The following is a 13,885-nucleotide window of genomic DNA, read 5'->3' as shown; positions in this document are numbered from 1 at the left end:
TCTACTAAAAACATTATCTATCTATTCATTATATTCTCTGTAAAATCAACTGCAGCATTATAGCCCATTGTTTTCATTCTATAATTCATGGCTGCCACTTCTAATACTAAAGCTAAATTTCTACCGGGTTTTACCGGAATTACAATCTCGTCAATTTCTAAATCCATAATTGCTGTTTTGCGGCTGTCAATACCAAGTCTTTCATATTCTTCTCCATCTTTCCATCTTTCTAATTTAATGGCAAGATTAATTGGAGATTCGTGTTTTACTGCTCCCGCCCCAAATAAAGTTTTAACATTAATTATTCCAATTCCGCGCATCTCAAGAAAATAACGAGAATTATTGGGAGCTGTACCATTCAAACGAAGCTCACCTATTTTTTTGATTTCAATTATATCATCAGCAACCAGGCGGTGGCCTCTTTTAACCAGTTCAATAGCTGTCTCACTTTTTCCAATTCCGCTCTGGCCTTTAATTAAGACTCCTATTCCATAAATATCTACCAGAACACCGTGAATAACCTTAACAGGTGCTAATTTTTCTTCCAGATAGTTTAAAAGCATACTGCTAAATCTGGTTGTAGAAATTTCTGTCGAAAGAACAGGAATCCCTTTTTGATTTGCTCTCTCCAGCAGATAATCAGGAATATGCTCTCCCCGGGCAACTATAATGCAGACCGGATTATAATCAACATATTCTTCAATCCGCTCCTGCAGTATCTGCTCATCAAGTCCGCGCAGAAAAGAAAGCTCGGTTCTTCCAATTAAATTAACCCGCTCCGGTACAAAGTGCTTCCAGAAACCGGCCAGTTCAATTCCTGGTCGTTTAATATCACTAACTTTAACCTCTCTTTTAATACCTGAACGACCGGCTTTGATTTCCAGATCAAAGCGGTTAAAAATATCTAGAACTAATACTTTATCTTCATCAATCATTTTTTTTCAACCTGTCTTCCATTGCTACAGCTATAGCACCCATTAAACCAATATCAGAACCCAGTTCTGCTTCTTTAACCGTTACCATTTCTAAAGATCCAGCCAGGGCTATATCTTCCATAGTTTTAATTGCTTTATCTAAGAATAAATCTGAGGCCTTCATTACTCCTCCACCCAGAATTATCATCTCAGTATTAAATGTATTAACAACATTACCCAGACCAATCCCGAGGTGATAACCGGCATTCTCAAAAATTTCCTTAGCTACCTGATCACCCTGGTAGGCAGCCTGAGCACAGATAACTGCATCTATATCCTCAACAATATTATCTGCTAGCTCCAGCATTTCTTTGCTCTGTCCTGCTGCAGCAGCTTCTCTTGCTCTCTTACCAATAGAAGTTCCAGAGGAAAAAGCCTCCAGACAGCCGTGATTTCCACAACCGCAGAGCGGTCCATTGGGGTCAATCACTGTGTGTCCCACTTCACAGGCATTATCATTAATTCCAGTAAATAGTTCTTTATTAATAATTGCACCTCCACCAATACCGGTAGAAATAGTTATGTAAACCATATTGTCAACACTTTTACCGGCTCCAAACCATTTTTCACCCAGAGCAGCTGCATTGGCATCATTTTTTAAGAGAGTCTTGATTCCCAGTGCTGACTCTATTCTTTCAACCAACGGTACATTTTTCCAGGGTAAATTAGCATTTTCAATTATGATCCCCTTTTTGGCATCAAGGGGCCCAGGACTGCCAATCCCCAGAGTTCTAACCTGGTCGCGATCAACATCGGCTTTTTCAAGTACAGCTTCTATAGTTGCAATCATATTTTCTATTATTTTATCTTCTCCAAGCTCAGCTTCAGTATCTCTACGAGATCTTGTAATAATCTTTCCTTCACTATCAGCCAGACCAGTGAGAATTTTTGTTCCCCCAAGATCCAGCCCTAAATAATATTCCTTCATTACTATTCCCCTCTCAGATAAACTTCTAAATGATTGTATTTTAATATTTTGCTAGCATTTCTTTAGTTCCCTGAATAATTAATAAGCCAATAATTCCGATAAATCCTGCCGGCAGGCCAATACCGATCACAAACAAAAGTACCGTTAATAAGAAAATTGACAGAAACCAGAGCAGTGAGAAGACTACATTATCCAGACTGAGAATAACAGCATTTTTAAAAATGTCTGTAAGTGATCTATCTCCCTGAATAATCAACAACCCCCACAAATAAGCCTGATAAATTGAAAAATAAATTAATAAATAAGCAAATAAAAAAGCAAATGCTAAAAGCCAGATGTTTTCCTGTCCTCTGATTAAAAAGAAACGTAAATCTACTACAAAAACAATATATAAAATAACCGAAATCAAGAAAACTAAAAATCCACGCCAAAAATTATTTTTGAAATAGCTAAAAAGTGATTTAAAAGCAACTCTTCCCTCTTCTAAAATCTCATTAGCCCCATAAAGTGAAGTTAAAAATACTGGTCCTAAAAAAATAAGTGGTAATAGAATAATTAAATACCAGCCGCTCTGTAAACCAATAAAAACCGCAAACAATAAGACAGAACTAATAACAAACCAGGCTACACTTAGCAGCACCAGTTTAAACAAATATTCATAGAAATCTTTAAATGTAGATTTTAAAATCGAAAAAATTTCCAAATAAACCCCTCCATTTTCCTCAAATACTCAGCTCAACCACCAACTTTAATTATAACATATATAGTTTATAAATGCATAATTCTGATAGCTTTTCTCAGCTATTTTAAATTTCCAGGTCAAGATCAAGTTTAAAATATTTTTTTAAGTATCTTGCAATACCAAGATCATCATGATTGGGGGCTGTATCATCAGCATGTTCCTGCAGTTCCGGATGGGCATTCTGCATTGCAATACCCTGACCGGCCCATTCAATCATTGTCAGATCATTTAAGCCATCTCCAAAAATCATAATATCCTGCTGTTTAATCTTAAAATCTGCTGCCAGTTTTTTGATAGGTACTGCCTTAGACATGTCTTTTTTTGTAATCTCAATAAACGATGGATAGGAAGAAGACAGTTCAATCTCATCTGCAAAATTGTTTTTTAAAAAATTATTTATTTCAACCTGTTTGGTTTTATCCTCTTCAATTATCAACATTTTTGTCGGTTCAGCACTTAAAAACTGATCAAGATTACCCACAGCATTAGCTTTGATTCCCGATATTTCTTCATATCTATCAGTAAATTCATTTTCTTCTGCCACATATAATTGATCATCAATGTACAGCTGCAGATGATAATCATTTTCGACTACCATTTTTGTGATTTTTTTTGCAATTTCTAAAGGAATAGGTGCATGAAAAATCTGCTGTTGATTTTTTGGATCAACTACTAGAGCACCATTATAGGTTATTATTGGATCTACAATTTCCAGTTTATCGGTATGAGGTTTAGCAGAACAGTACATTCTGCCTGTTGCCACCAGGGTTCTAATTCCTTTCTCCCTTATCATTTTAACGGCAGCAATAGTTTTTTCCTGAAGCTGATGTTCTGCATCCAATAAAGTTCCATCCAGATCAAAAACAATCATTTTAACATTCATTATATCACCTTTTTCTTATATTCTAAAAAAACAGCCGGGTTTCCCCGGCCCAATTAAGTATTAGCTTATCTCAAATCTATTCCATAAACTGAGCAGAAAACGCATAAACCTCTTTTTTCATTTCTTTAAGTGCTGTTTCATTATCAAGATTCTTTAAAGCCTCAAAAATAAACTCAGCAATTTTTTTCATATCTTTTTCTTTCATGCCCCTTGTTGTAACAGCTGGAGTTCCAATTCTAATTCCACTGGTTACAAAAGGACTTTTAGTCTCAAAGGGAATTGTGTTTTTATTAACTGTAATTCCAACTTTATCTAGAGCTTCCTCTGCTTCTTTACCGGTTATCTCCATATTATTTAAGTCAACAAGCATCATATGATTATCTGTTCCACCAGATACAAGCCGCATACCATAACTTTTCAATTCTTCCGCCAGTGTATAAGCATTGTCAATAATCTGCTGCTGATATTCCATAAATTCAGCTGTTAGAGCTTCTTTAAATGAAACAGCTTTGGCTGCAATAATATGCATCAGCGGTCCTCCCTGCAGTCCCGGAAAAATAGCCTTATCAATATCTTTGGCATACTTTTCTTTGCAGAGAATCATACCGCCTCTAGTTCCTCTTAAAGTTTTATGAGTTGTTGTGGTTACAAAATCTGCTGCTCCCACAGGATTTGGATGTAAGTCAGCAGCTACCAGACCTGCAATATGTGCCATATCTACCATAAACAATGCTCCAACTGAATCAGCTATCTCTTTAAATGTTTTAAAGTTGATTACTCTGGGATAGGCACTGGCTCCAGCAACAATCAAATCCGGTTGATGTTCTTCGGCCAGAGCTCTTACCTGATCATAGTCAATAATTTCTTTTTCTTTTGTGACCCCATAATGAACAAAATTATAATATTTACCTGACATATTAACCGGGCTGCCGTGAGTTAGATGTCCGCCGTGAGTTAGGTCCATTGCCAGAATGGTTCCACCTTGTGGTACCTGAGAAAAATATACCGCCTGATTTGCCTGTGAACCAGAATGGGGCTGGACATTAGCATGTTCAGCACCAAATAATTCTTTGGCCCTTTTAATTGCCAGTTCTTCTGCCTTATCAACCACCTCACAGCCTCCATAATATCTTTTGTGAGGATAACCTTCTGCATACTTGTTGGTCAGGGCTGAACCAGCAGCCTCCATTACAGCAGAACTAACAAAGTTTTCTGAAGCAATTAATTCAATATTTTGAGCCTGTCTTTTTTCTTCTTCTGCAATAATAGCTGCTATTTCCGGATCAATTTTTTTAAGTTCCTGCATTCAAAGCTCATCTCCTTAATTTAGTGATAAAAACTTATTTATGTACTAACAATGACGCTTAAGACTTTAATTGATTTATATTAATTACACTTCTCTTAATATATAAATATACTTCGCTAAAATAACATTAAATCCTGCTTGATTTCTAGCTTCTTTTTTTACTAAAATTTAGAAATTTGACTTCTTAAAATGAAAAAGACCGGAGAAAAGCCCCCGGTTTTTTCAAAAATTTATAAACTTATGCCTGGCTAATAACATCTACCGGACAAACTGATACACAAGCTGCACAATCGATACAATCGTCCGCATCGATTTCATACTGAGTATCTCCTTCACTGATACAATCTACAGGGCATTCTGGTGCACAGGCACCACACATAATACAACCATCAGAAATTACATGAGCCATTTATTGTTCACCTCCTGCTATTCAGCTTTTTTAAAAATATTTGTAAAAAGTTCACAAAACTATTATACCCAGAGAGTACTAAAATGTCAACTGCTTTACAATTTTGAAAATTGGTTTATTAATAATATTTTCTGCTTAAATGAGCTTAGGCTAAAATTCCTCTGAATAAGTAGAAATTTTAGCCTGACCCTATATTTTCTCTAATTTCTTAATCCTAATCTTTAAAAGTTATAACTTAATCTAAAAGCTGAATAGTCATTATCTTCAAATTGACCAAAAGTAGTATCCTGCTCACCTCTAAAGATTTTATGAGAAAATGTTAAAACTAAATCCTGTTTTAGTTCATAATCAACTGCTGCTTCCAGAGTATAATCCTGTTCATTTAAGTTATAGACCCAGGTGAGCTGGGGAATAATCTTTTCGTTTTGATAACTATCTTCTAATTTCAAAACGGCTCTATTTGTCGTATAATCTCCATCCTCAGCATACTGCAGATCAATATTAGTTTGCTCTCCATTTATTGCAGCTATATTCTGATCTATCTGATCATCATCCAGTATTGTCTCACCTGTAAACTGCAGATTTAAATTAAGATTACTGATAGGAAGATCACGGTCTCCACCAATTACCCAGGCGATCTTGTTATTTCTAACTCTTGGATCACTGCCCTCAGTATCATCAGTTCTGAAATATGCTAACTCTAAACGGCTGTTAATATCAGCAATTACTCGAGCCAGCTCAAAGCCAAAGACATCAACTTCATTGTACTGCAGATCAGCTGCTGCTAAAACAGAGTCAAAGCTGGTATTACCATTTTCAAAAGCTTCAAATTCTGACGCAAGTGCTGCCTTATCATAACTGGGCTCTCTTAAATAACCCTTATAATAACTAAAACCATAATCTGTTCCACCCCGGCTGTCAGTAAATCTTAACCCAAACTGATTATCTTCATCAGGTATCGAATCTTTTACCCTATTAATAATCTCAGCTGGACTATAACCAGTAGCTCTTTCTAGATCTGATAGATTCATTTCTGCTGAGAATGGATTAATAATCCAGTTTCCTAAAGGACTATCTGGATCTTCTGCCAGACGATTCGGGGTGAAATCTTGTGTGTAAATAAATTCTAAATTAGCACTACCACCTCTAAAAAAGCGATCAACTTTAACCATTTCTTCTCCGATTTGACGCTTTTTATATTCTGGATTTATAAAGTCACTCATATCTTCCGCATTAATATTATCTAGAACATGAACTTTATCACCTTTTCCCCAGATTACAATATTTTTACCAACAGTAAAATTATATTTTTCTCCATAATATTTATAATTCACTTCATTAAAATCAATTTCTTCTACTGCTCCAACTTGATAATCAATTAAAACATTAAACTCATGCTTATTACCTGGATAAACAAACTCCAGATCTCCTTTTAAATTTTCTTCTATATCTCCACTGTCTGAAAAAACTCTAAATTGAGGTTCAATTTCACCATTTATTTCTACACTTTCAGTTTCAGCTTTACTTTCATAAAAATCACCACCATCAAAGGCAGCTACTGGAACAGTTAAATAAAGCAGAAGTAGTACAAATAAGACTATTGATTTATAAATGTTTCTCCGCATCTAAAACCCCTCCCCCGGGTAAGTCTAGCTTCTATCTACCAGTTTGTAAGAACTGCTGAGTAAATCTTCTATCATTAATATCAACGTTATACTCCAGTAGGTAATTATTATCTCGCTTTTTGACATATAAATTTGTTTTATGGCCACTATCTAAATCTGTCATTAAAGTTGAAAATACTGTCCAGATACCATCAATTTTTTTAACTTCACTTTCGACTCTCATTTCTTTATAAAGTTCTTCACTATCTTTATCATACATTTCAACTTTTACTGGAATATAATGCTCTTTAGTAACCCAGCTTATAGTTTTTGCATACTGCTCGTCTTCTGGATTTTTTGGAGTTGCTTCCACTACATAGCACTCATAACCATTGAACTCTTCTTCATCTAATAATTCATAATCAAAGTCATCAATTTCTCTGGATTTCATATCATCATAGGTAAAATCTGATCCCATAAATGAATCACCACCCTGACCACCAGAAATCCTACGCACTCTGCCTAAATCAGGTAAATATATCCATTGATCATCATCTTCACCATCATTTTCTTTTTGTAAAAATCTTGTGTTTTTAATGGAAGAAGGCTCGTGAAAAACCATGACAGTATGATCCAGATCTCTCTCAAAATCAACCTTTTGAGACCAAACTTCTAAAACTCTCGGTCTCACATTACCATCAGAATCAATTAAATCCATACCCATTAAGGCATGTCTACTATCACCTGTATCACGCTCATCAACTCTTTCCATAACCTCACGACCATCAATGGCAGCAACCGTCATATTTAGACTACTGACAATAAATAAAACTAGTAAACATATTGAAATAATTTTCTTTTTTTTCTTCATTATAAATTTCCTCCTTTTTAAGTTACATTAATTTCTTTAATATTCTTTACGGATAAACTTTGGTTTAAATAAATTTAACAACAACGGCAAAATCGTTAACGAAGCTATTGATGATGTAAGCATTGTTACTGCAATCAGTAAACCTAAATAGATTAATGGGTAAAAATTAGAAAATAAAAGAACCATAAATCCTGCTGCTACAGAAATAGCATTGAAAATTATAGCTTTACCTGTAGTGGTTAAAGTTCTTTGAGTTACCAAATGAAGATCATCCTCATTCATTCTTTCAGCATGATAAGAATGCAAGAAATGAATTGTGTAATCCACTCCAATACCTATAGCAATAGAGGCAACCATCGCAGTTCCGACATCCAATCTTATTCCCAGATGACCCATTAAACCGAAGTTAATAATAAGTGAAAACGCCAGAGGTACGATCCCATAAAGACCAGCAATAACTGATTTAAAGGAAATAGCAACAATTAAAAAGACTATAATAAATGAAATCATTATGCTTCTCGTCTGACTGCTGACTATTAAGTCATTAGCTTCTAAAGCCATCGTTGCATTACCGGAAACAGTAAGTTTATATTTTTCCGGAAAGTTTTCACTATAATCATAAATTTCTGCTCTAACTTTTTTAGCAACTAAATTGCTGGGATCATTTAACTGTATTAACATTTGAGCTTTATCAGGTTCTAACTGATCATTAATTAAATCGTCAACACTACCTGAATATAATAATAAATATTGTGAAATCAAATTCTGTAGATTCTGTTTAGTTGCTGCCCCATATTTATCTAAATCAGCTGGAATCTCATAATAAGCTGCAGCTTGATAATTCATTTCTTTTTCTAGTAAGTTTATTAACTCTTCTGCATTTAAATCTTGTTTTTCTGCTCTTGCCAGAGCAGCATTTAAAAGCTGAATAAATTCATACTCGGAAATCTTTTTCTCTTTATCAGGTCCTTCGAGCAGTTTTTTCTCGGGTTGTGAGTCATTCTCTGTATTATTTTCACTTTGATAAAAACTAGAACTATTATCTTCAGAATTTTTTTCAGCTTCATTATAAAAACTTGAACTCGTTTCTTTTTCCTCTTCTTCATAAAAACTTGATGTACTCTTTTCACTATTACTTTCATAAAAACTGGAACTGGTTTCTGAACTATCATTAATTCTCTCTGTACTTTCTTCACTATTAGCAGAAGCATCGGTGATTTCTTCTTCCGGATAATTCATTACCTGGTTCATTCTTTTAATATAATCTGTTATTGAAGAAACTTTACCAACTTCATCAAAATTAGAAACTAAATGCTGCTGCAACCCATCCATCCGGGTTAGAATATCTGGATGATTTAGATCTCCCATTTTTTCACCTTCTACCATAACTCTCATTATATTAGTTCCAGAAAAATTGTCATTAATAAAATTATCTGCCTGTCTGATTTCTGTATCTTCTTTAAACATTTCAATTAATGGAGTATCTACAACTATATCTTCAAATCCAAGAAAAGAAGCGCTTAAAATTAAAATAGCAATTATTATAATAGATATTCTTCTTTTTGAATAAAAATTATGCAGTTTTTCTAAGAAGTATTTAAACTCTACAGTTTCAGTATTTTTAGTTTTAAAATTATCTTTAAAATCAGCAATTATAATCAATAAAGAAGGAATCAAAAACAATGCAACTATAAAAGCTGCTGCTATTCCAAAAGCTGTAAAAACACCAAAACTTTTTATTGGTACAATCTCACTAGAGGCCAGTGAACCAAAACCTGCTACTGTGGTTAAAGCTGCCAAAAATACAGCTTTACCCATTTTATCTACTGTTTTAACAACTACTTCCTTCTGTTCAGATACTGAAATTTCGCCCTGATATTCATTAATATAGTCATAATAATGACTAAGTATATGAATTCCATAAGCACTTCCAACAGCAATTAAAAGGACTGGAATCACTGTTGAAACCAGAGTCAAATTAATGCCAAGATAGGCCATTAAACCAATAGACCAGATGCTGCTGACAATTACTGTCATTAAGATTAAACCAACCGCTAAACTTCTTTTAAAAAATAAATACAGTACTAAAATCAAAACTCCTATAATAAAAGGGATTAAATACTTAATATCTTCAATCATGCTGTGTCCCATTAAAACATTAACAGCTGTAGCCCCTGCTAAATAAACTTCTGTATTACTATTTTTAAAATTATTTGTTATATCTTTAATTTGATAATAGGCCTTTTCTTTCTCTTCATTATTTAAACCATCATTTAGACTAATTAATACCTGGGTTGATTTGAAATCGTCAGAGTACAAATTATCATTATAAAAATCCCAGTTTAATATTTTGCTTTTAATTTTTCTACTTTCTTCTATATTTGTTGGTAATTCTTCCACAAGTTCTTCCACAATCATTCCTTCAGAACTACCTTCAATATAATCGACATTTGTTAATGAAGTAACTTCATCAACCCTGGATATGTTTTCTAATTCAGAACTCAACTCAGATAATCGTTCTAAATTAGAAGGAGTAAATATCTCCCCATTTTTAAATTTAACTGCCGTTACTATACTATCACTTTCTCCAAAAATATCATTCAATTGATTGTTGCTCATTTTTGTTGGATGATCATCAGGTAAAAATACTTCAATATCGTTATTAATTTCTATCTTGGGTAATTGAAAAAGAAAAAATAAAGTTATTAAAAAAATTATAATTACTATAAATTTATTATATTTTAATATTCTGCTCATTACTGCGCCTCCTGCTTTATAAAAAGATATAAACTATATTCATTAATTCTCTCTAGTCTTAACAATTTCATACATTTTTTTTAGATTATCCAGTACTCTTTTAGCTTCCTGTTCTCCTATTTTATCAATAAAAATTTGAAACCACTGCTGATAAATATCATTTATTTCTTCTTTGACAGCCTCAGCTTTTTCACTCAGATATATTAAATTAACTCTACCATCTTCTGGTGATTTTCTTTTCTTTAAATAATCTTTTTCAATTAATGAATAAATAGCTCTGGAAATTGTAGCTTTATCTACTGCTAAATTCTCTTTTAATTTGTTTTGACTAATTCCATCTCCATCTTTATATAAATAAACTAGTAAATTCCCTTCACTATGATTTAAATTATAATCTTCCAACAAATTATCCACATATTGATCATGATTTTTATACAACTTAGCGATCCATTTCCCAATCGGAGCATCAACTCTCATTATTTCACCTCTCTAAAATTAGTTGCATCCTCAACTATCTCTATAAAAATAATATCATATTTTAGTTGAGGATGCAACTAAAATTGATTAGAATTAGATTAAAAAGACAAAAAAAAATAACCCCTCATAAAATTGAGAGGTTAGTTAAAAATTACAATTATACAGCTTCGTTTTCAGTACCTTCTACTTCTACATCCATTGCAAAATCAACTACACTAAATACTATAACTGCTGTGATAGTGTTTACAACTGCTGCCGGGATTACTACTGTAGAAAATAATACAGTAAATGGACCGGGTAAGCCAACCAATAAAGCAGCTGTACCGAGGAAAATTCCTCCACTCAACATTGTACCAAAAGCTGTTATAATTCCGGTAGATAATCTTCTAGATGGCAGTTTAACTATAATTGGAATTAAGGGATAAACTATCATAAATGTTAACAGCTTATCTACCATATTTGCCACCTGGCCTCCAGGAAAACCTGTAGTTAAAGCAGTAAAAATCCCAGTAGCTACTGCAACTAAAAATCCTAATTTAAAATCCTGTTTGATGATTAATAAAATAAACATCATCGCTAAAGCAAAATCAGGTTTCATCCCCATTACAATTGGAGGAAAAAAAGCATGTAAAATAAATCCTATCGCTACCAACAAAGCCGCCTGTGCTAAATCTTTTGTACTAATTCTCATCTCAACTCATCTCTCCTTTTTGTTTTTACTCATCTCATCTCACTTAAAAAATGTTCTCAGCTTATAGTGTTTCGTTTTCCACCTGATTATATTCCACATCAATTGCAAAATCGACAACACTAAATAAAATAACTGCAGCTATTGTATTAACAACTGCTGCCGGTAAAACCACACTTATAAATAAGGCAGAAAAAGGTGCAGGTAAATCTACCAGCATTGAGGCAATAGTTAGAAAAATACTACCACTTATAATTGTACCCACTGCTGTGGTGACACCAGCTAAAGTTTTTCTCTGCATAAACTTATTAAATACTGATATCAGATTATAAACAATTACAAAAGTAAGTAATTTGTCAACTATATTAGCGATCTGTCCACCCGGAAATGTAGTAGTTAAAGCTGTAAAAATTGCTGTCGCTAAAGCTACCAGAAAACCCAATTTAATATCCCTTTTAACAATCAAAATAATAAACATCATTGTTAAAGTTAAATCAGGTTTCATCCCCAAAAATATTGGAGGTGTCAGAGACCTCAAAATCATTGCAATTGCCACCAACAAAGACGCCTGTGCTAAATCTTTTGTTCTCATCTCAACTCATCTCTCCTCATATAATTATTTCTCATCTCAACTCATCTAAAAGCTAATCTCCATTAACTTTTCTAATTGTATAATATTATACATCAGTTATTGTAAATTGTCAAAATATTTATCTGAAATAAATCAAACCAGAATCAGGAATTTTTCAGCTGCTCAACCAGAGCCTGATTAAGTTCAGTCAGCATTCCCTGCTTACCAGCCATCTGGCTGTATTCTCTGTACAGCATATCAGAGAATACATCTTCTGCATATCCACCATCAATCATTTTCTCATCTGAGAGTGTTTTTTTCATGGCTGAAAACATTTTTTCAATAAATATAGAACTGAATTCTGCTGCTACCTCTTCCAATTTTTCTTCATTTTTGGCAGCAGAATTAACCTTGCTTTGAGCCTGCAGCTGCTGCTGATTATTTAATTGATATTGAGCAATTTGATGATAATTATTGTTTAACTCCACCATTTTCACCTTCTTTTTAAAATAGCAGTAATTATAAAAATGATTATTGTATTTCTAGTTCTGCATGTAGAGATCCAGCCGCATCAATTTTCTGGATAATCGAAATAATGTCCCGCGGGGTTGCTCCAATTGCATTTAAAGCTGTAACTAAATCTTCAATAGTGTTTTCCTGACTAACAATTAACATATTACTTTCCTGACCTTCTTCAACTTCTATTTGAACATCTTCAGTTACTGTTGTTTCTCCCTCACTAAATGGAGGTGGTTGAGAAACTTCTTCATCAGTTGTAATACTAACAGACAGATTTCCATGGGCTACCGCAACAGTCGAGATATGAACATTATGACTGAAAACTACAGTACCAGTTCTCTCATCAATTACCACTCTTGCTTTCACAGATGGAGTAACCTTTAAGCTGTTGAGCTCAGCAATAAAATCGACCATCCCATAATTAAAGTTATCTGGCATTGAAATATTAATCGTCGAAGCATCTGCAGCCCGGGCTGTACCATCACCAAAATTACTGTTAATTGTTGACACAATCTGACTTGCAGTTCTAAAATTTGGATTGGCCAGTACATATGTTAAATTATCATCATCCAGCCTTGAATTAATTTCTTTTTCGACTAAAGCTCCCCCCGGAATCTTGCCAACAGTGGGATGATTCTGTTGTTCCTGATTACCTCCACCACCAACACTGTATCCACCTACAGAAAGTGGTCCCTGGGCAGAAGCATAAATTTGTCCATTTGGAGCCTGTAGTGGTGTTAAAAGAAGTGTTCCTCCCTGCAGACTATCTGCATCACCAATTGAACTAACTGTTATATCAAGCTCATCACCATTATGAGCAACAGCTGGCAGCTCTGCAGTAATCATCACGGCAGCTATATTCTGACTTGCAACCTGACTGTCAGTTACATTAACCCCAAAATTCTGCAGCATGTTAGCAACACTCTGGACTGTAGCCTGACTTCGATTGGAATCTCCACTACCATTAAGACCGACTACAATACCATAACCAATTAATTGATTTACACGCTGGCCTTTAATTCTGGTAATATTCCCAATTTCAACTTCGGGATTATTAGCTGCAGCAGCTGCATTAAAAATAATTAAGACTGAGATCATAAATATAAATATAATAACTAAATTTCTTTGATTTTTTAAATTAAACAAACTATCCCTT

The 13,885-nt window shown here is 33.9% G+C and carries 14 protein-coding genes; all 14 read right to left on the bottom strand.

The genetic code is table 11. The annotated features are described in order from the left end of the window. Window positions 1-17: 17 nt before the first annotated feature. A complete protein-coding gene (gene hprK, locus C7958_RS07120) occupies window positions 18-935 on the bottom strand; it encodes an HPr(Ser) kinase/phosphatase (RefSeq protein ID WP_111571984.1) in 918 nt (305 codons plus the stop codon). Further along, window positions 928-1,902, bottom strand: coding sequence for an ROK family protein (locus C7958_RS07115; RefSeq protein ID WP_111571983.1), 975 nt, complete (start codon window positions 1,900-1,902; stop codon window positions 928-930). Before C7958_RS07115 ends, hprK begins: the two co-directional genes overlap by 8 nt. 40 nt (window positions 1,903-1,942) lie before the next feature. Beyond that, complete coding sequence (locus tag C7958_RS07110) at window positions 1,943-2,605, bottom strand: hypothetical protein (RefSeq protein ID WP_111571982.1); 663 nt, start codon at window positions 2,603-2,605, stop codon at window positions 1,943-1,945. A 103-nt stretch (window positions 2,606-2,708) separates the two neighbouring features. Next, window positions 2,709-3,527 (bottom strand): Cof-type HAD-IIB family hydrolase, encoded by an 819-nt coding sequence (locus tag C7958_RS07105; protein WP_111571981.1) that lies wholly within the window; start codon window positions 3,525-3,527, stop codon window positions 2,709-2,711. 76 nt (window positions 3,528-3,603) lie between these two features. Next, entirely contained in the window at window positions 3,604-4,833 is a 1,230-nt protein-coding gene (locus tag C7958_RS07100; RefSeq protein ID WP_111571980.1) for a serine hydroxymethyltransferase, read from the bottom strand. Window positions 4,834-5,071: 238 nt separating this feature from the next. Continuing rightward, window positions 5,072-5,242, bottom strand: coding sequence for a DUF362 domain-containing protein (locus tag C7958_RS07095; RefSeq protein WP_111571979.1), 171 nt, complete (start codon window positions 5,240-5,242; stop codon window positions 5,072-5,074). A gap of 221 nt (window positions 5,243-5,463) precedes the next feature. Continuing rightward, complete coding sequence (locus C7958_RS07090) at window positions 5,464-6,867, bottom strand: DUF1302 family protein (protein WP_111571978.1); 1,404 nt, start codon at window positions 6,865-6,867, stop codon at window positions 5,464-5,466. A gap of 31 nt (window positions 6,868-6,898) precedes the next feature. Continuing rightward, window positions 6,899-7,717, bottom strand: coding sequence for an outer membrane lipoprotein-sorting protein (locus tag C7958_RS07085; protein ID WP_111571977.1), 819 nt, complete (start codon window positions 7,715-7,717; stop codon window positions 6,899-6,901). Between the two features lie 36 nt (window positions 7,718-7,753). Then, window positions 7,754-10,474 carry an MMPL family transporter gene (locus C7958_RS07080; RefSeq protein ID WP_111571976.1) on the bottom strand — a complete coding sequence of 907 codons (2,721 nt, stop codon included), beginning with the start codon at window positions 10,472-10,474 and terminating at the stop codon, window positions 7,754-7,756. 42 nt (window positions 10,475-10,516) lie between these two features. Beyond that, window positions 10,517-10,951, bottom strand: a complete 435-nt coding sequence (locus C7958_RS07075; RefSeq protein ID WP_111571975.1) for a MarR family winged helix-turn-helix transcriptional regulator — start codon at window positions 10,949-10,951, stop codon at window positions 10,517-10,519. 157 nt (window positions 10,952-11,108) lie between these two features. Next, window positions 11,109-11,642, bottom strand: a complete 534-nt coding sequence (locus tag C7958_RS07070; protein ID WP_243834286.1) for a tryptophan transporter — start codon at window positions 11,640-11,642, stop codon at window positions 11,109-11,111. Window positions 11,643-11,703: 61 nt separating this feature from the next. Continuing rightward, window positions 11,704-12,231 carry a tryptophan transporter gene (locus tag C7958_RS07065; RefSeq protein ID WP_111571974.1) on the bottom strand — a complete coding sequence of 176 codons (528 nt, stop codon included), beginning with the start codon at window positions 12,229-12,231 and terminating at the stop codon, window positions 11,704-11,706. A 143-nt stretch (window positions 12,232-12,374) separates the two neighbouring features. Beyond that, on the bottom strand, window positions 12,375-12,701 hold the full coding sequence (locus tag C7958_RS07060) for a rod-binding protein (protein ID WP_243834285.1): 327 nt from the start codon (window positions 12,699-12,701) through the stop codon (window positions 12,375-12,377). A 40-nt stretch (window positions 12,702-12,741) separates the two neighbouring features. Continuing rightward, complete coding sequence (locus tag C7958_RS07055; protein WP_111571973.1) at window positions 12,742-13,875, bottom strand: flagellar basal body P-ring protein FlgI; 1,134 nt, start codon at window positions 13,873-13,875, stop codon at window positions 12,742-12,744. Between the last annotated feature and the right edge of the window lie 10 nt (window positions 13,876-13,885).

The sequence above is a fragment of the Halanaerobium saccharolyticum genome (assembly GCF_003259895.1).
GTDB classification, from domain to species: Bacteria; Bacillota; Halanaerobiia; order Halanaerobiales; family Halanaerobiaceae; genus Halanaerobium; species Halanaerobium saccharolyticum_A.
The sequence above is the reverse complement of the archived record's forward strand: the minus strand, read 5'-3'. Positions and strand labels throughout refer to the sequence as shown.